Origin of the sequence: Lentzea atacamensis (genome assembly GCF_003269295.1) — a bacterium.
GTDB lineage: Bacteria > Actinomycetota > Actinomycetes > Mycobacteriales > Pseudonocardiaceae > Lentzea > Lentzea atacamensis.
In genome coordinates this window covers 83,006-103,760 of sequence record NZ_QLTT01000012.1, presented here as the reverse complement: position 1 = coordinate 103,760, position 20,755 = coordinate 83,006, and the positions used below count along the sequence as shown (strand labels likewise).

The 20,755-nt window shown below is 68.8% G+C and carries 23 protein-coding genes; 10 read left to right on the top strand and 13 right to left on the bottom strand.

The annotated features are described in order from the left end of the window. Nucleotides 1-97 precede the first annotated feature (97 nt). Genes C8D87_RS38900 through C8D87_RS38890 form a run of 3 tightly spaced genes read left to right on the top strand, consistent with a single transcriptional unit; the run spans nucleotide 98 to nucleotide 2,642 of the window. Nucleotides 98-1,042 (top strand): metal ABC transporter solute-binding protein, Zn/Mn family, encoded by a 945-nt coding sequence (locus C8D87_RS38900; protein ID WP_109631281.1) that lies wholly within the window; start codon nucleotides 98-100, stop codon nucleotides 1,040-1,042. After that, entirely contained in the window at nucleotides 1,039-1,830 is a 792-nt protein-coding gene (locus C8D87_RS38895; RefSeq protein ID WP_112231082.1) for a metal ABC transporter ATP-binding protein, read from the top strand. The genes C8D87_RS38900 and C8D87_RS38895 overlap by 4 nt, the downstream gene beginning before the upstream one ends. Continuing rightward, nucleotides 1,827-2,642, top strand: coding sequence for a metal ABC transporter permease (locus C8D87_RS38890; protein WP_112231080.1), 816 nt, complete (start codon nucleotides 1,827-1,829; stop codon nucleotides 2,640-2,642). The genes C8D87_RS38895 and C8D87_RS38890 overlap by 4 nt, the downstream gene beginning before the upstream one ends. Nucleotides 2,643-2,654: 12 nt before the next feature. On the opposite strand, the gene C8D87_RS38885 is transcribed toward C8D87_RS38890, so the two are convergent. The 6 genes from C8D87_RS38885 to C8D87_RS38860 all read right to left on the bottom strand — a co-directional run bounded on the left by C8D87_RS38885 (nucleotide 2,655) and on the right by C8D87_RS38860 (nucleotide 10,086). Beyond that, nucleotides 2,655-4,013, bottom strand: coding sequence for a GGDEF domain-containing protein (locus C8D87_RS38885; RefSeq protein WP_233442493.1), 1,359 nt, complete (start codon nucleotides 4,011-4,013; stop codon nucleotides 2,655-2,657). Between the two features lie 316 nt (nucleotides 4,014-4,329). Continuing rightward, nucleotides 4,330-5,553 carry an MFS transporter gene (locus tag C8D87_RS38880; protein WP_109631291.1) on the bottom strand — a complete coding sequence of 408 codons (1,224 nt, stop codon included), beginning with the start codon at nucleotides 5,551-5,553 and terminating at the stop codon, nucleotides 4,330-4,332. A gap of 571 nt (nucleotides 5,554-6,124) precedes the next feature. Continuing rightward, complete coding sequence (rlmB, locus tag C8D87_RS38875) at nucleotides 6,125-7,096, bottom strand: 23S rRNA (guanosine(2251)-2'-O)-methyltransferase RlmB (protein WP_109631294.1); 972 nt, start codon at nucleotides 7,094-7,096, stop codon at nucleotides 6,125-6,127. Between the two features lie 5 nt (nucleotides 7,097-7,101). Further along, nucleotides 7,102-8,496 (bottom strand): cysteine--tRNA ligase, encoded by a 1,395-nt coding sequence (gene cysS, locus C8D87_RS38870; RefSeq protein ID WP_112231078.1) that lies wholly within the window; start codon nucleotides 8,494-8,496, stop codon nucleotides 7,102-7,104. Beyond that, nucleotides 8,493-9,116, bottom strand: coding sequence for an HAD family hydrolase (locus tag C8D87_RS38865; RefSeq protein ID WP_112231076.1), 624 nt, complete (start codon nucleotides 9,114-9,116; stop codon nucleotides 8,493-8,495). The genes cysS and C8D87_RS38865 overlap by 4 nt, the downstream gene beginning before the upstream one ends. 25 nt (nucleotides 9,117-9,141) lie before the next feature. Then, nucleotides 9,142-10,086 (bottom strand): toll/interleukin-1 receptor domain-containing protein, encoded by a 945-nt coding sequence (locus tag C8D87_RS38860; RefSeq protein ID WP_170166740.1) that lies wholly within the window; start codon nucleotides 10,084-10,086, stop codon nucleotides 9,142-9,144. Nucleotides 10,087-10,139: 53 nt separating this feature from the next. On the opposite strand from C8D87_RS38860, the gene C8D87_RS38855 reads away from it, so the two are divergent. After that, complete coding sequence (locus tag C8D87_RS38855) at nucleotides 10,140-10,418, top strand: DUF6191 domain-containing protein (RefSeq protein WP_109631307.1); 279 nt, start codon at nucleotides 10,140-10,142, stop codon at nucleotides 10,416-10,418. Here the strand turns inward: C8D87_RS38855 and C8D87_RS38850 are convergent. Genes C8D87_RS38850 through C8D87_RS38835 form a run of 4 tightly spaced genes read right to left on the bottom strand, consistent with a single transcriptional unit; the run spans nucleotide 10,415 to nucleotide 12,483 of the window. Next, nucleotides 10,415-10,807 (bottom strand): PPOX class F420-dependent oxidoreductase, encoded by a 393-nt coding sequence (locus C8D87_RS38850; protein WP_112231071.1) that lies wholly within the window; start codon nucleotides 10,805-10,807, stop codon nucleotides 10,415-10,417. The genes C8D87_RS38855 and C8D87_RS38850 overlap by 4 nt on opposite strands. Continuing rightward, nucleotides 10,771-11,265: a 2-C-methyl-D-erythritol 2,4-cyclodiphosphate synthase gene (gene ispF / locus C8D87_RS38845; protein WP_112231069.1), complete on the bottom strand. Its 495-nt coding sequence runs from the start codon at nucleotides 11,263-11,265 to the stop codon at nucleotides 10,771-10,773. Before ispF ends, C8D87_RS38850 begins: the two co-directional genes overlap by 37 nt. Next, nucleotides 11,262-11,954 (bottom strand): 2-C-methyl-D-erythritol 4-phosphate cytidylyltransferase, encoded by a 693-nt coding sequence (gene ispD, locus C8D87_RS38840; protein WP_109631316.1) that lies wholly within the window; start codon nucleotides 11,952-11,954, stop codon nucleotides 11,262-11,264. Before ispD ends, ispF begins: the two co-directional genes overlap by 4 nt. A gap of 40 nt (nucleotides 11,955-11,994) precedes the next feature. Further along, the gene (locus tag C8D87_RS38835; RefSeq protein WP_065915127.1) at nucleotides 11,995-12,483 is read right to left on the bottom strand and encodes a CarD family transcriptional regulator; all 489 of its coding nucleotides are present in this window, start codon (nucleotides 12,481-12,483) and stop codon (nucleotides 11,995-11,997) included. A gap of 230 nt (nucleotides 12,484-12,713) precedes the next feature. Here C8D87_RS38835 and C8D87_RS38830 point away from each other — a divergent pair, with 230 nt between their 5' ends. After that, complete coding sequence (locus tag C8D87_RS38830; protein WP_146772003.1) at nucleotides 12,714-13,514, top strand: hypothetical protein; 801 nt, start codon at nucleotides 12,714-12,716, stop codon at nucleotides 13,512-13,514. A 189-nt stretch (nucleotides 13,515-13,703) separates the two neighbouring features. Here C8D87_RS38830 and C8D87_RS38825 read toward each other — a convergent pair whose 3' ends face one another. After that, nucleotides 13,704-14,132, bottom strand: coding sequence for a DoxX family membrane protein (locus C8D87_RS38825; protein WP_109633081.1), 429 nt, complete (start codon nucleotides 14,130-14,132; stop codon nucleotides 13,704-13,706). Nucleotides 14,133-14,335: 203 nt separating this feature from the next. On the opposite strand from C8D87_RS38825, the gene radA reads away from it, so the two are divergent. From radA to C8D87_RS38810, 3 genes are read left to right on the top strand one after another with little or no spacing between them, the layout of a single operon-like run. Beyond that, entirely contained in the window at nucleotides 14,336-15,718 is a 1,383-nt protein-coding gene (gene radA / locus C8D87_RS38820; protein ID WP_233442492.1) for a DNA repair protein RadA, read from the top strand. Then, nucleotides 15,711-15,932, top strand: coding sequence for a hypothetical protein (locus tag C8D87_RS38815; RefSeq protein ID WP_112231062.1), 222 nt, complete (start codon nucleotides 15,711-15,713; stop codon nucleotides 15,930-15,932). The genes radA and C8D87_RS38815 overlap by 8 nt, the downstream gene beginning before the upstream one ends. A gap of 52 nt (nucleotides 15,933-15,984) precedes the next feature. After that, nucleotides 15,985-16,515 carry a hypothetical protein gene (locus tag C8D87_RS38810; RefSeq protein WP_146231397.1) on the top strand — a complete coding sequence of 177 codons (531 nt, stop codon included), beginning with the start codon at nucleotides 15,985-15,987 and terminating at the stop codon, nucleotides 16,513-16,515. Nucleotides 16,516-16,521: 6 nt separating this feature from the next. Here the strand turns inward: C8D87_RS38810 and C8D87_RS38805 are convergent, their stop codons facing one another. Continuing rightward, on the bottom strand, nucleotides 16,522-17,316 hold the full coding sequence (locus tag C8D87_RS38805) for a helix-turn-helix domain-containing protein (RefSeq protein WP_112231060.1): 795 nt from the start codon (nucleotides 17,314-17,316) through the stop codon (nucleotides 16,522-16,524). Nucleotides 17,317-17,421: 105 nt separating this feature from the next. Here C8D87_RS38805 and C8D87_RS38800 point away from each other — a divergent pair, with 105 nt between their 5' ends. Further along, nucleotides 17,422-17,772 (top strand): VOC family protein, encoded by a 351-nt coding sequence (locus C8D87_RS38800; protein ID WP_112231058.1) that lies wholly within the window; start codon nucleotides 17,422-17,424, stop codon nucleotides 17,770-17,772. 4 nt (nucleotides 17,773-17,776) lie between these two features. Then, entirely contained in the window at nucleotides 17,777-18,178 is a 402-nt protein-coding gene (locus tag C8D87_RS38795) for an SRPBCC family protein (RefSeq protein ID WP_112231056.1), read from the top strand. 44 nt (nucleotides 18,179-18,222) lie between these two features. Here C8D87_RS38795 and otsB read toward each other — a convergent pair whose 3' ends face one another. Further along, complete coding sequence (otsB, locus tag C8D87_RS38790; RefSeq protein ID WP_112231054.1) at nucleotides 18,223-20,751, bottom strand: trehalose-phosphatase; 2,529 nt, start codon at nucleotides 20,749-20,751, stop codon at nucleotides 18,223-18,225. Between the last annotated feature and the right edge of the window lie 4 nt (nucleotides 20,752-20,755).

The window sequence follows — 20,755 nt, the reverse complement described above, 5'->3', positions numbered from 1 at the left end:
CACAGGTGAAAGGCCCCCGGCGTGAGCGTCGGGGGCTTTCTCGTGTCGTAAACTGAACTCGACAACGGTTTCCATTACCTGATCGAGGGATGGTGTGATGACTCTCCGCAACGCTCTGGTCGGCGCTCTCGCCGTGGTGAGCCTGGCCGCCTGCGGCACGACGAACACGCCGTCCGCGGACAGCGGCAAGATCCAGGTCGTCGCGTCCACGAACGTGTGGGGCAGCGTGGTCAAGGCTGTCGGCGGCGACGCGGTGGACGTCAAGGCGCTGCTGGACGACCCGAGCGCCGACCCGCACTCGTACGAGAGCAAGCCCGCGGACGCCGCGCTGGTCAAGGACGCCAAGCTGGTCGTGTTCAACGGCGGCGGCTACGACGACTTCTTCGCCAAGCTGATCACCAGCGACGCGACCAAGAAGGTCGAGGCGTTCCCGCTGCGCGACAACCACGCCGAGCCCACCAGCCCGGCCCCCACCAGCGAGGCTCCCAAGAGCGAGGCGCCCGACGCGGACGGCCACGACCACAGCGAGAACGAGCACGTCTGGTACGACCTGCACACCGTGCGCGCGGTGGCCGAGGCGGCCGCGAACGAGCTCGGTGCCATCGCGCCGGACAAGAAGACGACGTTCGAGAAGAACACCGCGGACTTCAGCGCCAAGCTGGAGGAGCTGGAGAAGAAGGTCGACGGCATCGGCAAGGGCAAGAAGGTCGCCGCGACCGAGCCGATCGCCCACTACCTGCTCGACGAGACCGGGGCGGACGACGTCACGCCCGAGGCGTTCAGCAAGGCGATCGAGGAGGAGTCGGACGTGCCGGCCGCCGCTCTCGCCGAGATGAACCAGCTGGTCGACGGCAAGCAGATCAACGTGCTGGTCAACAACACCCAGACCGAGAACCAGGTCACGAAGCAGCTGGTCGAGAAGGCCAAGGCGGCGGGCGTGCCGGTCGTCGAGGTCACCGAGACCCTGCCCGCCGGAGTGACCGGCTACCTTGACTGGATGACCAAGCAGGTGGACGCGCTTTCGCAGGCGCTCAAGGCATGACCGCGATCTCGCTGCGCGGGGCCCGGCTGTCCTACGGGGACAGGGTTTTGTGGGACGGGCTCGACCTCGACGTCGAGCCCGGTGAGTTCCTGGCGGTCCTCGGTCCGAACGGGTCCGGCAAGACCAGCCTGATGAAGGTGCTGCTCGGGTTGCAGCCCTTGTCTTCGGGCACGGTCATGGTCACCGGCGGCAACCGGGCCATCGGGTACATCCCGCAGCAGCGAGCGCTCGAGGTGTCCATGACGTTGCGGGGCCGGGACCTGGTGGGTCTCGGCCTCGACGGCCATCGGTGGGGCTTCGGCCTGCGCAACCGCCGGGAGCGCAGGATCCGCGTCGACGCGGCCATCGCGTCCGTCGGCGCCACGAGGTACGCGGACGAGCCGATCGGCGTGCTGTCCGGCGGCGAGCAGCAACGGTTGCGCGTCGCACAGGCACTCGTCGGCGACCCGACCGTGCTGCTCTGCGACGAACCCCTGCTGTCCCTGGACCTCGCGAACCAGCGCGTGGTGTCCGAGCTGATCGACAAGCGCCGTCGCGAGGCGAACACGGCCGTCCTGTTCGTCACGCACGAGCTGAACCCGGTGCTGCCGTTGGTGGATCGGGTGCTGTACCTCGTCAACGGGCGGTTCCGGATCGGTACGCCGGACGAGGTCATGAACTCACGGACGCTGTCCGAGCTGTACCGCACGCCGGTCGAGGTCGTCCGGGTCCGCGACCAGATCCTGGTCGTCGGCGCGGGTGCCTGCGAGGAGCAGACCCACCACCTCACGGCGGAGGCCGCGTCGTGACGATCTTCGATCTGCTCGAGCTCGACTTCGTGCAGAGCGCGCTGGTAGCCGCGGCTGTGCTCGCGTTGGTGGCGGGTGTGCTCGGTCCGTTGATCGTCACCCGGAAGATGGCGTTCGCGGTGCACGGCACCAGCGAGCTCGCGTTCACCGGTGGCGCCGCTGCACTGCTGCTCGGTATCAGCGTGGGCTACGGATCGCTGATCGGTTCGGTGGCCGCCGCGTTGCTGCTCGGCTTGCTGAGTCGGCGCGACAGCGACCGGGACTCGGTGATCGGCGCCATTCTGGCGTTCGGTCTCGGCATGGGCGTGCTCATGTTCGCGCTCTACAAGGGGCGTGCGGTCAACAAGCTGAGCCTGCTGGTCGGGCAGATCATCGGGGTCGACTCGACCGACGTGTGGCTGTTGGTGGTTGCGTCGATCGCCGTGCTGGCCGTGCTGGCGTTCATCTACCGGCCGTTGTTCTTCGCTTCGGTCGATCCGGACGTCGCGATCGCGCGCGGGGTTCCGGTGCGCGCGCTGTCGATCGTCTTCGCCCTGCTGGTCGGTGTGGCGACCGCGCTGAGCGTCCAGGTCGTCGGAGCGCTCCTCGTGCTGGCCTTGATGATCACGCCGGCTGCCGCCGCGATGCGCGTCACGGCTTCACCTGTCCGTGCGACGGCTCTTTCCGTCGTCTTCGCGGAGGTGGCGGCTGTCGGCGGCATTCTGCTGTCGCTGCAGCCGGGACTGCCAGTGTCCGCCATGGTCACTGCGGTCAGCTTCGTCATCTACCTCGCGTGCCGGGGCATCGGGGCCGTGCAGCGTCGTACCGCCTGATCGAGTGCGGGATCAGGCCGTGCGGGTGGTGATCGGCTTGGTGATGTCGTCCGCGCGCGGAGCAGGCATCAGGCGCGGCGGGATGTCCAGGCCTGCCACGCGGACCTGGTTGCGGCCGCTCTCCTTGGCCTTGTAGAGGGCCGCGTCCGCCGAGTGCTGCGCGGTGGCCATGTCCGGGCCGTTGTCCGGGATCACGGCCACGCCGATCGAGGCGGAGATCGCCCGCAGCGACTCGCCTTCCGGTTCCGAGGGCTGCGTCTCGCGGCCGTACAGGGTCACGACGTTGCGGTGCTTGTCGGTCGTCGGGACGGCCAGTGAGCCGATGGCCTCGCGGATGCGTTCGGCGATCGTCACGCCCTGGGCCACCGGGGTGTCCTTCAGCGCCACCACGAACTCCTCGCCGCCGTCGCGGCCCGCCACGTCGCCGGGGCGGAGCTTCTCGCGCAGGATCCGGCCCACCTCGGCCAGGACGGCGTTGCCCGCCGGGTGGCCCCAGGTGTCGTTGATGCGCTTGAAGTGGTCCAGGTCGATCACCAGGACGGTCATCGGTTCGCCGTCGATGCGGCAGCGTTCGGCCAGGCGGCCCGCGTACTCGGCCAGGCCGTTGGTGTTGAGCAGGCCCGTGCGGTAGTCGGTGTGGGCGTCCGCGGCCAGGCGTTGGTGGAGTTGCTCCTGTTCGCGGAGGAGGCGTTCCAGGTGCGCGCGGCGTTCTCCAGCCCGCGACAGAAGGGCGTTCACCAGGATCACCGGGACGACCAGGAGCAGCGGGCCCACCCAGTGGGTGGTCATGAGCATGCCGAGCATGGCGCCCGCGCCGAGGGTGCTCATCTCGAGCATGTTGTCGACTTTGGAGCCGAGGAAGTCGAGCACCTTCGAGTTCGGGGTGACGATCTTGAAGGCCACGGCGACCGTCATCACCTGGATGAACCAGTAGAGGACCGCGGTCATGGCGAGAACGAGCACCAGGCCCAGGTCGGTCGGCACGTTTCCGGTCGCTGCCAGTGATACACCCGAAAGGTGGACGACGGCCCACGACAGGAGAGTCGAGGCCAGCATCGAGGCGGTGCCGAAGACGAAGCGGTAGGGCTGGCGGCGGGCGATCGGCTGGATCAGGATGCGCATCCAGATCGTGGCGATCACGGCCAGGCCGCCGGGGAGTGCCACGGCCGCGGCGAAGGTCCAGACCGAGGTCAGGTCGATGTGAGGGCCGGAGGCCTCGTTGCGGCGGGCCTCTTCCGCTCTGCGTACCACGGTCAGGTGAATCGTGATGGCGGCGATGATCGCGCCGAAGCGGAGCCAGTCGGACGGCGAGACCGAGGTGAGCTTCGTCAGCAGCCAAATGGAGGCCACGGCGACAGCCGCTTCGAGCACGAAAAAGTACGCGATCGCACTAGGCGCAACGGTCCAAAGGTCCCAGTTGCGAATCGGAGTCAATCCGAGTGCCCGCGATCGCCTGCGATCAGTCAAACTGTTCTTCACCACGACCCCCTACGCTCATGGCACATCATGAGCAAAGCCGCCGCTGACCAGGTCGTAGACCTACCGCGCTGCTGCTCGTCGCAACGAGGAGGTGCCCTCCATGTGCAACCGTGACTTCTGACTCCGCCTCTCCTCGACAGGCTTCCAATCGTGCACCTTGATCCTGTGGTGCCTCTAGACGGATATCGCTATTGGTGACCGTTCTGTTTCAGATTGCCACCGCCTTCGTGTCGTTGCGACCGCGCGCACGTCGCCAGGCGATGGTGGCCTGCGTCGCCAGCAGCAGTCCGATACCGCCCGCTCCCGCGATCGTGGCTGTGACCGATCCGATCGAATGGGCGACGACACCGGCCAGCGCCATTCCGCCGCCCTGGCTCGAGCGCAACGCCGCGCGCCCAATGCCGTAAGCCCTTCCTCTGTACTGATCCGGTAGCAGCCGCATCCACGCCGAACGAGCCGGTGTGTGATAAGCGCCTCCTATACCGGCAATCACGAGCAAAACGATCGTCCACGTCAGGTTCGGGTTGAACGCGAACATGATCAAAGGCGCCAGCGACAGGATCGCAAGAGGACCGATCAGCCGTTCACGTTTTGCCGGATCTCGCACGAGACGGAAGAGCAGAGCCACGCCCAGAACGTTCGCCGCGGGCTCGATCGCGAGAATCAAGCCGACCGCCCACACGGCGTTGAGGCTGGCCGCCAACGGGACGGCGAGTCCTTCCGGGACCATCGCGAGGCCCGCGAGCATGCGGACGCCCAGCAGCGTCCTCAATCGCGGCTCGGACACCAGCAGGGTCAGCGCGCCGCGGGGCTCATCATCCTTCTTCTTGCGGCCCAGGGGATCGGCGGCCGGACGGTGCTTCACGGACACCTGCACCAAGACCGCCAGGAAGACGAACGTGCCGGCGTTGATCATGAGTGCCACACCGGGGTTGGTGTGGGCCACGAGGAAGCCCGCGGCGGCCAGGCCGGCCATCTGAGCTATGTCGACGGACGTGCCGAAGAGCGCCACGCCGTCGTCGTAGCGGTGTTTGGGCAGGACGTGCGGGAGGCTCGCCTCCTGGGCCGCGAGATATGGCGAGGAGATCGCCAGCACGACCACCAGCAGCACGATCATGGCCCAGAGCGGCATGCCCGGAATGGCCATCGCGCCCATGAGCACAGCCTGTGACCACGCGGTCGTCACCATTACCGTGCGTCGCGGGAAGCGGTCGGCGACCCAGCCGAGCAGCGGGCCCGAAATCAGCGGCGGGAAGAGCGTCAGCGACCAGGTGAGGGCGGTCCAGGCAGCGGATTGTGTTCGTTCGAATACGAGCAGTGACAATGCCACTGCCGCGAGTTGGTCACCGGCGGTCGAAGCGGTCGAACCGATCCACATGGCGCGGAACTCACGCAAACCGACGAGGTCGCGGAGAGCGCCGCGGGTCGTCATGCGGGACCTCGGCGAGCCGCGCCCCGCGCGCGGCGAATCAGCACGTCCTGATTCGCTCTACGCCGAGTCACGTCGCCCCCGCCGGTGGTAATCAATTTCTATCGACAATCACGGTAGAAGCTGTCTGACCGTTCAACGTCTGTCCTACCACAGTGTGTACCTAAACGGAGCAGACCAGTTACCTAAAGTAGTTACAATAGCGAAACGTGAGGCTGATCTTCTTCACAGTTGACCTCGGGTTCGCCTGATTGAACCCCAAACGGTCACAGTCTGTGTCAACTGGTGCCAAACGGGTGTCACGCGCTCGACCGAGCGGTGCAACCTGCTCCGACTCCTGCCCGCACAACTGGCAATTGGCGAACACCAGAGAACGTACCCGCGCTCGGGAGTGCCGCGGAATAGACCCTGCCGTTTGTCATGCCGGTCACCCGCAAGCTCTTGGCGACAACCGAGATCGCCGTTTCCTGCCCGCCAGACCGAAACCGGTTCAGCGGGCAGGAAAACGATCACTAACGTCGGCTAATGGGCGCCCTTAGCGTCGCGAACAAGCCGATAACGTCAGGCGCAAGGGTCAGCTTTTGGCCGCGATCCTGCGGCGACGTGCGACCTCGGCCAGCACGACACCGGCGGCGACGGAGGCGTTGAGCGACTCGACGCCAGGCGCCATGGGGATCGACACGGTCTGGTCGCAGGTCTCCTTGACCAGACGGCCGAGGCCACGGCCCTCCGAGCCCACCACGACGATCAGCGGGCCGGTCGCGAGCTCCAGGCCGTCGATGTCCACGTCGCCGTCCGCGTCCAGGCCCACGATCATCAGTCCCGCCTCCGCCCAGTCGCGCAGCGTGCGGGTGAGGTTCGTGGCCATCGCGATCGGCAGCTTGGCCGCCGTGCCCGCGCTGGTCCGCCACGCCACCGCCGTCATCGACGCACTGCGCCGCTGGGGCAGCACCACGCCGTGCGCACCGAACGCCGCAGCCGAGCGCACGACGGCACCCAGGTTGCGCGGGTCCGTCACGCCGTCCAGCGCCACCAGCAACGGCGGTTCACCGGCGCGCTGTGCGAGGTCGAGCAGCTCGTCGGGCGAGGCGTACTCGAACGGCGGCACCTGCAGGCCGAGGCCCTGGTGCATCGCGCCACCGGTGATCCGGTCCAGCTCACCGCGGGCCACCTCCAGCACGGAGATGCCCCGATCGGCGGCCAGGCGCACGGCCTCGGCCACGCGGTCGTCCGCGTCGATGCCGAGCGCCACGTACAGCGCCGTCGCCGGCGTGCCCGCGCGCAGGCACTCCACGACGGGGTTGCGGCCCGCCACGGTCTCGGCCTGGGCCTTCTCGGTCTTCTGGCGCCGCTGCGTCTTGACGGCCTCGGTCTTCGCGACCGCCTTGGCCCGCTTGTAGGCGGGGTGGTTCGGGCGGTCCGACGCCTTCGGGGTCGGACCCTTGCCCTGCAGCCCCTTGGACTTCTGCCCGCCGGAGCCGACGACCGCGCCCTTCTTCGAGCCCGGATTGCGCATCGCGCCCTTGCGCTTGGAGTTGCCAGCCACGGAAGTCAGTCGTCCTTCAAAGTCCACTGCGGACCGTCGGGGGTGTCCTCGACGGCGATGCCCGCTTCGTCCAGCTGCTTGCGCAACGCGTCAGCGCGGGCGAAGTCCCTGGTCTTGCGGGCTTCCTGGCGCTCGACGAGCAGCCGATCCACGAGCGTGGTCAACGCCTGCCGCATGCCGAGATCGGCAGACGACTGGTCGTTCCACTTCGGCGACAACGGGTCGACGCCGAGGATGTCGGCCATGCGGCGGACGCACTCGGCGGCCTCGCGGGCCGTCTCGTGGTCGCCGTCGGCGAGCGCCGTGTTCCCCTGCCGCACCTTGTTGTGCAGCGCGGCCACGGCCTGCGGGGTGTTCAGGTCGTTGTCCATCGCAACGACGAAGTCCGGGCACATGTCGCCGCGGAGCTCGATGGGGCCGACCCGCTCGGCGACCCGGCGCAGGAACGACTCGATGCGCCCGTAGGACGTCACCGCCTCCTGCAAAGCCTCTTCCGAGTACTCGATGTGCGAGCGGTAGTGCGGCGCGACCAGGTAGTACCGCAGCTCCTGGGCCCTGACCTTCTCGAGCATCACCGGGATGGACACGGTGTTGCCGAGCGACTTGGACATCTTCTCGCCCGAGAACGTCACCCAGTAGTTGTGCATCCAGTAGTTGGCGAAGCCGTCACCGGCCGCACGCGACTGCGCCTGCTCGTTCTCGTGGTGCGGGAAGATCAGGTCGATCCCGCCGCCGTGGATGTCGAACGTGCCGCCCAGGTACGTCGTGGCCATCGCCGAGCACTCGAGGTGCCAGCCCGGCCTGCCGTTGCCCCACGGCGTCGGCCAAGAGGGCTCACCGGGCTTCGCGCCCTTCCACAGCGTGAAGTCGCGCGGGTCGCGCTTGCCGCGCACCGCTGCTTCGCCCTGCTCCACGGAGTCGAGCTTCTGGCCGGACAACGCGCCGTACTCGGGGAACGAGCGCACGTCGAAGTAGACGTCACCGTCGACGTCGTAGGCGTGGCCCTTGTCGATCAGCCGCTGCATCAGCTCGACCATCTGCGTCACGTGCCCGGTCGCCCGCGGCGCGTACGACGGCGGCAGGCAGCCCAGCGCGTCGTACGCCTCCTCGAAGGCGCGCTCGTGCGTGTACGCCCACTCCCACCACGGCCGACCGTGGTCGGAGGCCTTGGTGAGGATCTTGTCGTCGATGTCGGTGACGTTGCGGACCAGCGTCACATCGGCACCGTCACGGGCCAGCCAGCGACGCAGGACGTCGAAGTTCAGGCCGCTGCGGACGTGCCCGATGTGCGGGATGCCCTGCACGGTCGCCCCACACACGTAGATCGACGCCGTTCCGTTGACCTGCGGGTGGAACTCCCGCATGGACCGGCTCGCGGTGTCGTAGATGTGGAGGCTCACACGGGAATGGTACGGGCCACATCCAAAAGAGCATTGGGGCGGTCACTCGTCGGAACTGGATTGACAAGCCGGAAGGAGCAGCCGATCGCCTCGGCTCCGCCGTCCGCCTCCTCGCTGTCGCCGACCATGACGGCGTGGCGCGGATCGACACCCAGCCGTTCACACGCGGAGGTGAAGATCTTCGGATCCGGCTTGATCACGCCCTCCTCGTAGGACAGCACGAACTCGTCCACGAGGTGCGTCAGCCCGAACCGCTCGAACACCGGGCGGATGTCCCAGCCGATGTTGCTGACGACCGCGACGGGAACGTCGGCGAGGTGTTCCAGCGCCGCCTTCGTGTCCGGGTAGGGCTGCCACGACTCCGCGTCGATCAGCTGGTCGTAGAGCGCCTCGGCGTCGGGCACGTTCGCGTCGTTGAGCACTCGGACGTGGACCCAGCGGTGGACGTCAGGGTCGAGGTCGCGGCGGTACCACGCGTCCACGAGCTCGGGGTCCATGTCGTCGGCGATGCCGACCGGGGCGGTGAGCGCACGCATCAGGTCCGCGTTGGACGCCAGCTCGGGGTGCTCGAGCCGGAAGAGCGTGCCGGAGAAGTCGAAGAGCGCGGCGTGGATCGTCACGCTCCCGACTCTACGTTCTCCGCGGCTAAGTGGTCTGGACCTTTTTGAGCTCGGCCTCCACCGGCGCCCACTCGTACGAGATGACCAGCTCCAGGTCACCGGCATTGCGCTCGGTGGCGGCCGCGAGCTGGGCCACGAACTCCTCGATCTGCTTGAGCGGCTGGTCGGCAAGCTGTGCGGTGGCCGCGTAGAGCCCGCTGAAGCGGGCGGGCGTCGTGGAGCCGCGCAGGTCGGCGGCCCAGTCGAGCAGGCTCTCGTACGACTTGGCGAACTGCGCGGCCAGGTGCCTGATCCGGTCGCTGTCACCAGGCCGGCCCGCCGGGCCGAACGCCCACTGCTGCTTGCCGGGCGAGAGGAGGTCCTCGATGCCGTTGATGATCTTGTCGAACGCGCCGGTGCGCATCTTGTAGTAGTCGAGCGCCTCGGTGTCCGTGGTCAGCGTGCGCACGTCGGACGCGAAGCCCATCTCGTGACTGAGCTGCTTGTCCTTGAGCTTGCGCAGGTTCATCGTCACGGTGTCGGAGAACAGCTGGTACTCCCAGCCCGCAGCGGGTGCGCTGATCGCGGTCCCCACCTTCTCCGCGATCATCTCGGCCAGTTCCCTCGGGGTGCGGTTGCGCAGGTCGATGTAGCCGGTGCCGACGCGCAGCGCCGGGATCTCGGTGTCGTCGAACCGCGCGGGCAGCACGTACTCGATGTCGGAGACCAGAGCCCGGTCGAACGCGGCCTGGCGCTCGTGCTTGGTCCACATCTTCCGCGCGTAGGCCTCGGAAATGAACATCACGCAGAAGCGGGAGTCCTTGCGGTAGATCTGGTCGAGGTGCTCGACCAGGTTCTTGCCCCACAGATCGGCCTGCTCGTCGGTGTCGTAGAAGCGGGAGACGCCTAGATCGGTGAGGTGGCGGGCCACCTCTTCGACGTAGTAGCGATCTTCGCCGGCGAAGGAGAGGCACACGTCGTACTTGGGCACGCGCCGAATGTTAGTGGCGGGAACCACAGCGCCGTGGCGGGAGTTGTCCAGATATGAGCCCGGGGTTCCTGTTCGCGATGTCGTTACCGGCGTTGGTGGCGGCCCTGTTCCTGCTCGCAGTGGTCGAGCGGATGGTGCGGGGCAGGACCGGCACGCCGATGGCCAGCGCCGGCATCGGCGAGCTCGGCGCGACGTTCGAGGCCGGCAAGCGCGAGGAGCTCGAGTACCGCAAGGAGGAGCGGCAGCTGCGCGACGAGGAGGGCGACGGCGCGCCGCCGCGAAGCCGGATCGACCTCGACGGCGGCAAAGCCGTGCTCAAGCTGCCGCGCTAGCGGCCCCCCGTGGTCTTCGCGACCTTGACGCGGACGACGACGCGCACGTTGTCCGTGCCGACGTCGCCCTTGTAGTCGTCACCGGTGTACTTGTGCGCCAGCTCGTTGATGAGGTCGTCCCCGCCCTCGGTCGTCAGCGACGCCTCACCGCGGAACTCGGTGTAGTTGTACGGGTTGTTGCTGTCGATGACGGTGATGCTCACCCGCGGGTCGCGCGTCAGGTGGCGTTCCTTCGCGCGGCCGACGACGGTGGAGAACAGCACGTCGTCACCATCGCGCTTGATCCAGACGACTGACGTCTGCGGGCTGCCGTCCTTGGCGAGCGTCGCGACGGTGGCGTAGTTAGCGCCGTCTAGGAGAGCACGCTGTGGTTCTGAGAGGGTGGCCATGTCACGAGCAACGCAGTGGCGATCGCCGCGATTCCCTCGTTCCGGCCCGTGAGACCGAGTCCGTCGGTCGTGGTGCCGGCCACGGAGACCGGGCCGCCGACGGCTTCGGAAAGGGTTTTCTGCGCTTCGTCGCGGCGCTTGCCGATGCGCGGCTCGTTGCCGATGACCTGCACTGTGGCGTTTCCCACACGGAAACCGGCCTCCTCGATGAGGCGGCGGACCTCCGTGAGCAGAACCACTCCGTGCGCACCCGACCAGCGCGGGTCGGACGTGCCGAAGACGGCGCCCAGGTCACCGAGGCCGGCGGCGGAGAGCAGGGCGTCGCACAGCGCGTGGGAGGCGACGTCGCCGTCGGAGTGACCGGCGCAACCGTCGACGCCCTCCCACAGCAGTCCGGCGATCCAGCACTCACGACCTGCTTCGATCGGGTGGACGTCGACGCCCTGGCCGATCCTCACTGCTGCCCTCCGGTGAAAAGTGCCTCCGCGACCGCGAGGTCGAACGGAGTGGTGATCTTCATGGCGTGCGCGTGTCCGGGAACCGTGTGGACCTTGCCGCCGTTCTTCTCCACAAGACCAGCGTCATCAGTCGCGGCGATACCGGAGCGATAGGCGGCTTTGAGAATCTCGGCGCGGAAACCCTGCGGGGTCTGGACGACCCGCAGACCGGCCCGGTCAGGTGTGGAGACGACCACTCCGACCTCGTCCACCTGCTTGATCGTGTCGGCCACCGGAAGCACCGGGATGACGGCGTCGTGCCCGTCGCGCACCGCGGCCACGACGCCCGCGATGACTTCGGGAGGAGTGAAGGCACGAGCGGCGTCGTGCACCAGCACGATCGAGGTGTCCGGAATCACGCGGAGAGCGTGTTCGAGGGCGAGGCGCACCGAGTCGGTGCGTTCGGCGCCCCCTGAAAGCACGTGCACCGCCCCGCCGGCCGGGGCCAGCGAGGCGGTTGCGGTGTGCACTAGATCCACATCGGACGGTGGAGCGGCGATGACGACGTGCTGAACCTGGCCTGACGCGAACAGACCTTGAACGGCACGAGTCAACAGCGGTACCCCGTTGACCGGCACGAGCGCCTTGGGCATCCCGTAGCCCAGACGCTCACCCCGCCCTGCCGCGGGCACGAGCGCGACAACACTCATGTCTGCAGCGTTATCCGATGCTCTGTGTGATTTTGGAAACCTACGACGCGGTGGCGAGAACTTCGTCGAGGAGAACCTCGGCCTTGTCCTCGTCGGTGCCCTCGGCCAGCGCCAGCTCACTGACCAGTATCTGCCGCGCCTTCGCCAGCATCCGCTTCTCGCCGGCGGACAACCCGCGATCCTTCTCGCGCCGCCAGAGGTCGCGCACCACTTCCGCAACCTTGTTCACGTCGCCGGAGGCGAGCTTCTCAAGGTTGGCCTTGTACCGCCGAGACCAGTTGGTCGGCTCCTCGGTGTGGGGAGCACGCAAGACCTCGAAGACCCGGTCGAGCCCTTCCTGGCCGACAACGTCGCGCACGCCTACGATCTCGGCGTTGTCAGCGGGAACCCGAACGGTGAGGTCGCCCTGCGCAACCTTGAGAACGAGGTACTTCTTCTCCTCGCCCTTGATCACGCGGGTCTCGATTGCTTCGATGAGAGCGGCACCGTGGTGCGGGTAGACGACGGTCTCTCCGACCTTGAAAACCATGTGTCCTCTGCCCCTTTCGCTTCCTCCATCCTAACACGTCCGGCAAGGCTTCGAACGCCGGTCGATGATCCGTTAGTGCTGGTCAGGGCCATGCGGGGGGTTGACAAACCACCTGTTTGCGTGCAACGTACGGGCTTGTCAAGATCGATTGGCACCACGTCGAGTCCGCTTTCCGGGCCCCGGTTAGGCTCTTTGCCTGGTGGTTGTTCCCTAGGAAGGACGCTGGAGCCGTGAACTCAGGAGTGTCTCGCCGGTTGATCGTGACGGCAGCGCTGGCCGCGGGCCTCGGCCTGGTGGCGGTCGGCTGCAGCGCCGGTCAGGTCACCCAGACCGACACCCAGGTCGCCGCCGTCGACGGTGCGAGCGGAAACGCGGGCCCGATCGCGGTGCGCAACGTCATGCTGGTGTTCCCGCCGGACGGCAACCGCTATCACGAGGGCGAGGACGCGCCGATGACGTTCGTCATCGCCAACACCGGCTCGACGCCGGACAAGCTGCTGTCGATCAAGTCCGACGCCGCTGAGGGCGAGGCCGAGGTCGTCGGTGGCAAGGACATCCCGGCGCAGTACGCGCTGCGCGCCGAGTACGACGCCGCGCACGCGCCGACGAAGCCCTCCACGCCTTCGTCCGGCTCGCACGCCCCGTCCTCGTCGCACGCCCCGTCCTCGTCGAAGGCGCCTTCTTCGTCGGTCTCGCCGACCTCCGGTGCCCCGTCGTCCTCGTCGGTCGCCCCGACCTCGGGCTCGGTGCCGTCGTCGTCCGGTGCCCCGTCGTCCGGTGTCTCGGCGTCGAACGGCCCGTCGGGCTCGTCCTCGGTGTCGCCGACCTCGTCGTCGGCCGCGCACGACCAGTCGCTCGAGGTGCTGCAGATCCGCTGCACGCTGAAGAAGCTGAACCGCGAAGTGGTGGCCGCGCAGACCATCAAGATCACGTTCCTGTTCGAGAAGGCCGGCTCCCTGACGCTGGAGGTGCCCGTCGCACCGTCCGACCACAAGCGCGTGAGCGAGGGCCACGAAGCCGGCGGTCACTGAGCCTTCTGCCGCTGCTCCGCAGACGGCGGCGAGTTCGTCCAGAAGTCGGCCGTCCGGCCACCGCTTCGGCCCGAATCGCCTGCGGCGGTTGAACCGAAGAGGCGACCGGACGACCGACACGAACTCGCAAGATCGAAACGGTGAAACGCCGCTCCCTCCTGGTGAGGGGGCGGCGTTTTCGCGTCCGGGTCACGCGGCCTTGAGCATCGGGCGGAACTTGTCGCGGTAGGCCCACGCGAGGCCGATCTCGGCGGCGACGACGAGCACGGCCATGACGGTGCCGCTCGGCTCCAGGAACACGTGGAACAGGAAGATGTTCACGACCATCGGGGCCAGCAGCGCGAGCGCCAGTGGCACGAAGCGGCCGATGATCAGCAGGATGCCGGCGAGCAGCTGGACGCCGGACGCGAGCTGCAGCATGTAGCCGGTGGCGTAGAGCGCCGCGGTGAAGGCCACACCTTCCGGTGCCATCGTGCTGGGGTCCGGGGCGGGCATGAACATCAGGAAGCCGTTGAGGCCGGTCGTGGTGAACAGCAGACCGGTCAGCACGCGGGTGACGACGGTGGCGTAGCGGCCGAGGGCGAACTTGCGGGTCTGGGTCGCGGTAGCGGTGGTCACTGTGTCCTCCAGGCTGTCGGGTCCTTCCACTCATGCGTCGAACGGGTACCGCGGCGGATCGACAAGCCCGCGAAAAAATTTTCGAAGTTTTCCTGACGTCGTGCCTGACCTGGGAACGCGAGTTCGACTTGCGGGCGAACTCGCCGCCGTCTGCGGAGCAGCGGCCAAGAACACTGTCAGACCCGTCCTCTAACGTTCGGTGCGTGGCGAAGACAGCGCGGCCGATCTTCCGTTGTGCCGAGTGCGGGCACGAGGTGGCGAAGTGGTTCGGCCGCTGCCCCGAATGTCAGGCGTGGGGCAGCATCGAAGAACGTGGCACCGCGTCGGTGACCCGTGTCGTGGCGGGGGCGCCCACGTCGGCGGCGCGGCCGATCGGCGAGGTCGACATCGAGTCGGCGCGGGCGTTGTCCACCGGCGTGGGCGAGTTCGACCGGGTGCTCGGCGGCGGGTTGGTGCCGGGCGCGGTCGTGCTGCTGGCCGGCGAGCCCGGCGTGGGCAAGTCGACGTTGCTGCTCGAGACCGCGCACCGGTGGGCCGAGAGCCACGGGCGCTGCCTCTACGTCACGGGTGAGGAGTCCGCGGGCCAGGTGCGGCTGCGGGCGGAGCGCACCGGCAACCTGCACCCCGAGATGTACCTGGCGGCCGAGAGCGAGCTCAGCGCGTTGCTCGGGCAGGTCGACCAGGTGAAGCCGTCGATGCTGATCGTGGACTCGGTGCAGACCATGTCGACGGTGAGCGTGGACGGCGTACCCGGCGGTGTCACCCAGGTGCGGACCGTCGCGTCAGGACTGATCGCGATGGCCAAGGAACGCGGGCTGCCGGTTGTCCTGGTTGGACACGTCACCAAGGACGGATCCGTTGCCGGGCCCAGGGTTCTGGAGCACCTCGTCGACGTGGTGCTGCAGTTCGAGGGGGACAGGCACTCGAGCCTGCGGCTGCTGCGCGGCATCAAGAACCGCTACGGCGCGGCCGACGAGGTGGGCTGTTTCGAGCTGCGCGACGACGGCATCGTCGGCGTGCCGGATCCGTCCGGGTTGTTCCTGACGCGCCGGGAGAAGGCCGTCGAGGGCACCTGCGTGACGGTGATCGTCGAGGGCAAGCGGCCAATGCTCGGCGAGGTGCAGGCCCTGGTGGCCAAGACGAACCTGCCCGCGCCCCGGCGCGCGGTGAGCGGGCTCGACTCGGCGCGCATCTCGATGGCGCTGGCGGTGCTGGAGAAACGCGGCAAGGTCAACCTGTTCCAGAAGGACGTCTTCACCGCGACCGTCGGCGGCATGCGGCTGGTCGAGCCGGCCGCTGACCTCGCCGTGGTGCTGGCGGTGGCGTCCGCGGAGCGGGAGATCGCGCTGCCCGCCGATCTGGTGGTGCTCGGCGAGGTGGGACTCGCCGGGGAGATCAGGCGGGTCAACGGGGTGGGCAAGCGGCTCACGGAGGCCGCGCGGCTCGGCTTCAAGAAGGCGCTGGTGCCGCCGGACCACGGACCGCTGCCGGAGGGGGTCCGCGCACTCGTGGCGAACGACCTGGTGTCGGCGCTGGACGTGCTGGGCCTGAACCGCCGGCGCAGCACCAAGGGCGAGGATGACTGACCTCGACCCGCTGCTGCGCCGCGCGGCCGCGCTGGTGCCGGATGAAGCGCGCAGTGACGCGGGACTGTCGCGAGCGGACGTCCAGGAGTACCTGGACCACAACGAGTTCGAGGTCGCGCACGGCATCCTCGCGGACTTCCACGACGGTGCCTGGCAGGGTGAGGAGTTCTGGGCACTGCCGGCGGAGGCTGCCGGGCTGATGCGGCTGCGCTGATGCTTCGGGCTGGCCGCGGCGGGAACGGCGACTGTGATCGAATACTGGCGTGTTGGGGAGACACGACCGCGAGATCGGTGAGCTGTTGCGGTTCGCGGCGGGCATGGTTCCCGCGGAGGTGCAGAGCGAGGACGTGCTCGACCATCTCGACCACGAGGAGTGGGAGCTGGTTCTGGACCAGCTGGGGGAGTTCGACGGCAACACCTGGCAGACGCCGCGCTACTGGGCTCTGCTCGCCGAGGCGGCGATTCAGCTGGAGCAGGACGAGGCCTGGTTCCAATGGCGGTGCGTGGAGTCGATCCAAGGCGTGCTGCGGGTCGAGCTGGTGCTCGGGAACGACGCCGAACCGTTGCAGGCCAGGGGAGAACGGCCGACGTGGGACCTCACGGGCAACGACCGGCGGGTGGCCGCGCTGTGGATCGAGTCCAAGCCGGTCCTGGGGCCGGGAGAGCGTGCGAGGGCGCGGCTGCGGCCGTTCGTGCCGCCGGCGTGGGCTCATCTCGTCAGAGGGGACGTGATCGCCCTGCACGGCAGCTCGCCGGGCACGGCGAAGATTCTCGAGAAGGTGCCGCCGCGGCCCTGAGCGGCGTCAGGTGAGCAGCTTCCGCAGTGCGGTCGGGGTGTGGCCGAGGTGTTCGCGCACCGTGCGGGACAGGTGGGCCTGATCCGCGAAGCCCAGCTCGGCGGCGAGGCCCGCCAACCCTGTTTCACCGGCTTCCAGACGATCCAGCGCGCGGGCCACGCGGACACGGTTGCGATAGCGGGTCAGCGACACCCCCAGCTCACGGGTGAAGACCCGGCTGAGCCGGTACGGCGAGACACCCAGCAGCGCGGCGAGCGGGAGCAACCCCTCCGCGGCGGGATGTCCGGCGCCGATCACCTCGCGCGCCCTCGCCACCAGCACCCGGTCGCCCGCACCGGGTCGGTCGCCGTCCGGGGCCGTCGTCGCCACCACCTGCCGGACGACCTCGCCCACCAGACCGACCAGGTGCTCGGCCGAGTCGCCGGAACGGGTCGCGGCCAGGAGCCGCCGGTGGGCCAGGTCGAGCCTGCCGTCGACGTACAGCGACGAGCTGCTGAACCGTGGTGCGTCGCCCGCCACGGCACGCCACAGCTCGGTGGTGAGGCTGATCGAGGTGCACACGTCGCCACCGGCGGGATGCGCGAACTGCTCCTCCTCGCCGGGCAGCCCGACGTACCCGACCGTGCGGTCGAGATCCGCGGACTCACCGCGGACCCGGCGGCGGAACCCGCCGCGGCGTACGAGCACGAGCCGCACGTCGGCACGCGGCGGCTCGGCAGACCAGCCGCGGTGGTCGTCCTGGCAGTCCACCGAGGCGACGGTGAACTCGGGACGGGCGGCGAGACCCACGAACGAGAGCACCCTCGCAGGTTAGGCGCGGGGTCTGACGATTCCCGCAAGGATCTTCAAGACGGGCGGGCTGACCTCGGGCGACGCTGGGCGCACCGAAGAGAAGGAGTCGACATCATGTCCGCACCGGCCCAGCTCACCACGATCGTCCTCGACTGCGCCGACCCCGGCCCGTTGGCCGAGTTCTACCGCGCGGTCACGGGGTGGGAGGTGATCTCCAGCGACGCCGACAGCGCCTACCTGGGCGACGGCGGCATCCAGCTCGCGTTCGTGCGGGTGGACGGCTACGAGCCGCCGAAGTGGCCGAGCCCTGCCAAGCAGGCGCACCTGGACTTCCAGGTCGCCGACCTCGACCTCGCGGTCAGGCAACTGCTCGCGCTGGGTGCCACGAAGCCCGAGTTCCAGCCCGGCGACGGCTGGACCGTGCTCGCGGACCCGCAGGGCCACCTGCTGTGTCTGGTTGGCTGATCACATGGCGTACATCAGCAAGGAGATCGTCATCGAGGCCAGTGCCGAGGACGTGTGGGACGTGATCGGCGACTTCGCCAAAGGGCCGTCGCGGATGGCGCCGGGGCTCGTGGTGGACACCACGGCCGAAGCCGGCGAGCGCACGGTCACCTTCGCCGACGGCACCGTGGTCAGGGAGAAGCGCGTTTCGGTCGACGACGACGTGCGCCGGATCGCCTACTCGGTGGTCGACGGCACCGTTGCGCCGGAGCACGACAACGCGGCCATGCAGATCGTCTCCGAAGGCGAACGGCGCTGCCGGATGGTGTGGACCCGCGACGTGCTCCCCGACGAGCTGGCCGAGACGATGGGCAGGGCGATGGCGCACTGCCTGGACGTCATCAAGAAGACCCTCGACGAGAAGTGAGGTGGCCGCCGCGGCCGGGAAGACCGCGGCGGCACCACGTCAGCTCACTGCGAGAGCAGCTGGGCGCAGCGGATCAGGCCCAGGTGCGAGTACGCCTGCGGGTGGTTGCCCAGCGAGCGCTCGGCCACCGGGTCGTACTCCTCCGGCAGCAGGCCCGTGGGGCCCGCGGCCGCGACGATCTGGCCGAACAGCTCCTCTGCCTCCGTGCGGCGACCGGTGAGCAGGTAGGCCTCGATCATCCACGCCGCGCACAGGTGGAAGCCGCCCTCGTCGCCCGGCAGGCCGTCGTCACGGTGGTAGCGGTAGACGGTCGAGCCCGAGCGCAGCTCCGCCTCGATGGCGGTCACCGTGGACTGGAACCGCTCGTCGGCCGGGTCGATCAACCCCGACAGGCCGACGAAGAGCGAGGCCGCGTCCAGGTCGTCGCCGTCGTAGGCCGTGGTGAACGACTGGACCTCGTCGTTCCAGCCGTTCTTCAGCACGTCCGTGGCGATCGTGTCGCGCAACGGCACCCACGACGGGTCCAGCTCGCGGCCGAACTGCTCGCCGAGCTTGATCGCGCGGTCGATCGTCAGCCAGCACATGACCTTCGAGTACACGTGGTGGCGCGGCGCGTGCCGCTCCTCCCAGATGCCGTGGTCCGGCTCGTGCCAGCGTCGGGAGACGGCCTCCGCCATCGCCTGGACCATCTTCCAGTCCTGGTCCGACAGCACGCCACGCGCCGATGCCAGCTGCACGACGAGGTCGACCACCGGGCCGAACACGTCGAGCTGCACCTGCTGGCTCGCGAGGTTGCCGACGCGCACCGGACGCGAACCCGCGTAGCCCGGCAGCGTGTCGATCACGGCCTCCGCGCCGAGCTGCGTGCCGTGCAACGTGTACAGCGGGTGCAGGCGCTCCGGGCCGGGGATGGTCTCCAGCACGCCGTGCAGCCACGCCAGGAAGCCGTCGGCCTCCGCGAAGGAGCCCACCGACACCAGTGCCGCCGCGGTCATCGCGCCGTCACGCAGCCAGCAGTAGCGGTAGTCCCAGTTGCGGACACCGCCCAGCTCCTCCGGCAGCGACGTGGTGGCCGCCGCCATGATCGAACCGGACTCCTTGTGCACCAGGCCGCGCAGCGTCAGCGCCGAGCGCAGCACCAGGTCCGTCTGCACGGGCGGGAGCTTGAGCCCCGCCGCCCAGTCCGACCAGTAGCCGGCCGCACGGTCACGCCGGACGGCTTCCGGCAACGCGTGCTCGGAGAGGTCGTCGGTGCCGCAACGCAGTTCCAGCAACACCGGCGCACCCTCGCGCGGCCGCACGACCGCGCGTGCGGTCTCCTGCACGCCGTCGGAGGTGATCTCCCAGTCGACGCCCGGCGAACGCAGCACCATCGGGTCCGAGGTGCCGACCACGCGCAGACCGTCGCGTTCGCGCAGGAACCGCACCGGCACCTGGCCGAACTCGGGCCGCGGCGCGAACGTGATCACCGCGTTGGTCGAGCCGGAGATCCGGCGGATCAGGTCGGTGCGGTGCGAGGCGAGGTCGTGCTCCAGGTAGTCCGTCACCAGGAGTCGCGACCAGCGGGTCTCCACGATCATCGTGCCCGGCAGGTAGCGCTGGCCCAGTGGCAGCGACCCGTGCTCCGGCTTGATCGAGAAGTGGCCAGCCGCCGGTCCGCCCAGCAGGTCCGCGAAGATCGCGGCCGAGTCGGGCTCCGGGTGGCACAGCCAGTTGACCTTCGCGTCCGGCGTGACCAGCGCGACCGAACGCTCGTTGGCGAGCATGGTCAGCCGCTCGATCGGCACGGCCTGGTCACCGTGCAGCCACGCCCGGCGCTCCTCCAGCAGGAACGCGAGCACCGTCGCGACGTCGGAGGGGTCGTTCACGTAGTGCTGGGCGAGCGACTCACCGGCGCCGACCCGGATGCCCAGGTCGGGGCCGTGCAGGCGCGCGAAGGCCTTCTCGTCCGTCACGTCGTCGCCGAGGAAGATCGCCGCGGTGGCGCCGACCTGGTGGCGAAGGATGTCGAGGGCGTGGCCCTTGTCGGTCTCGACGACCGCGAGCTCGATCACGGCCTTGCCCTCGGTGACCTGCACACCTTCCCAGGTGCACGGGCCGGAGCGGACGGCGTCCAGCACGGACTCGCCGACCGACGCTTCCGCGCGCCGCACGTGCACGGCGACGGAGGCGGGCTTGACCTCGAGGTGCACGCCCTCGTGGCCGTCGACGATCTCTTCGAGGTCGGCTTCGATGCGGCGGAGCAACGCCTTGGCGTTCGCGTCCAGCGCGTGGACGAAGCCGACGTCGAACTCGGAGCCGTGCGAGCCGACCAGGTGAACCTCTCCCGGCAGGCGGGAGAGTGTGGCGAGGTCGCGCAGCGCGCGACCGGAGATCACTGCTGAAGTGGTCTCGTGCAGGCTCGCGAGAGAACGCAGCGCGTTCACCGACTCCGGGAGCGGGCGGGCCTGCTCCGGGTCGCTCACGATCGGCGCGAGTGTTCCGTCGTAGTCGCTGGCGACCAGCAGTCGCGGGGTGCGGGCGAGCTGACAGATCGCTCGCCGCAGGTCGGCGGGGAGGGCCTCGGCGGTCAACGCC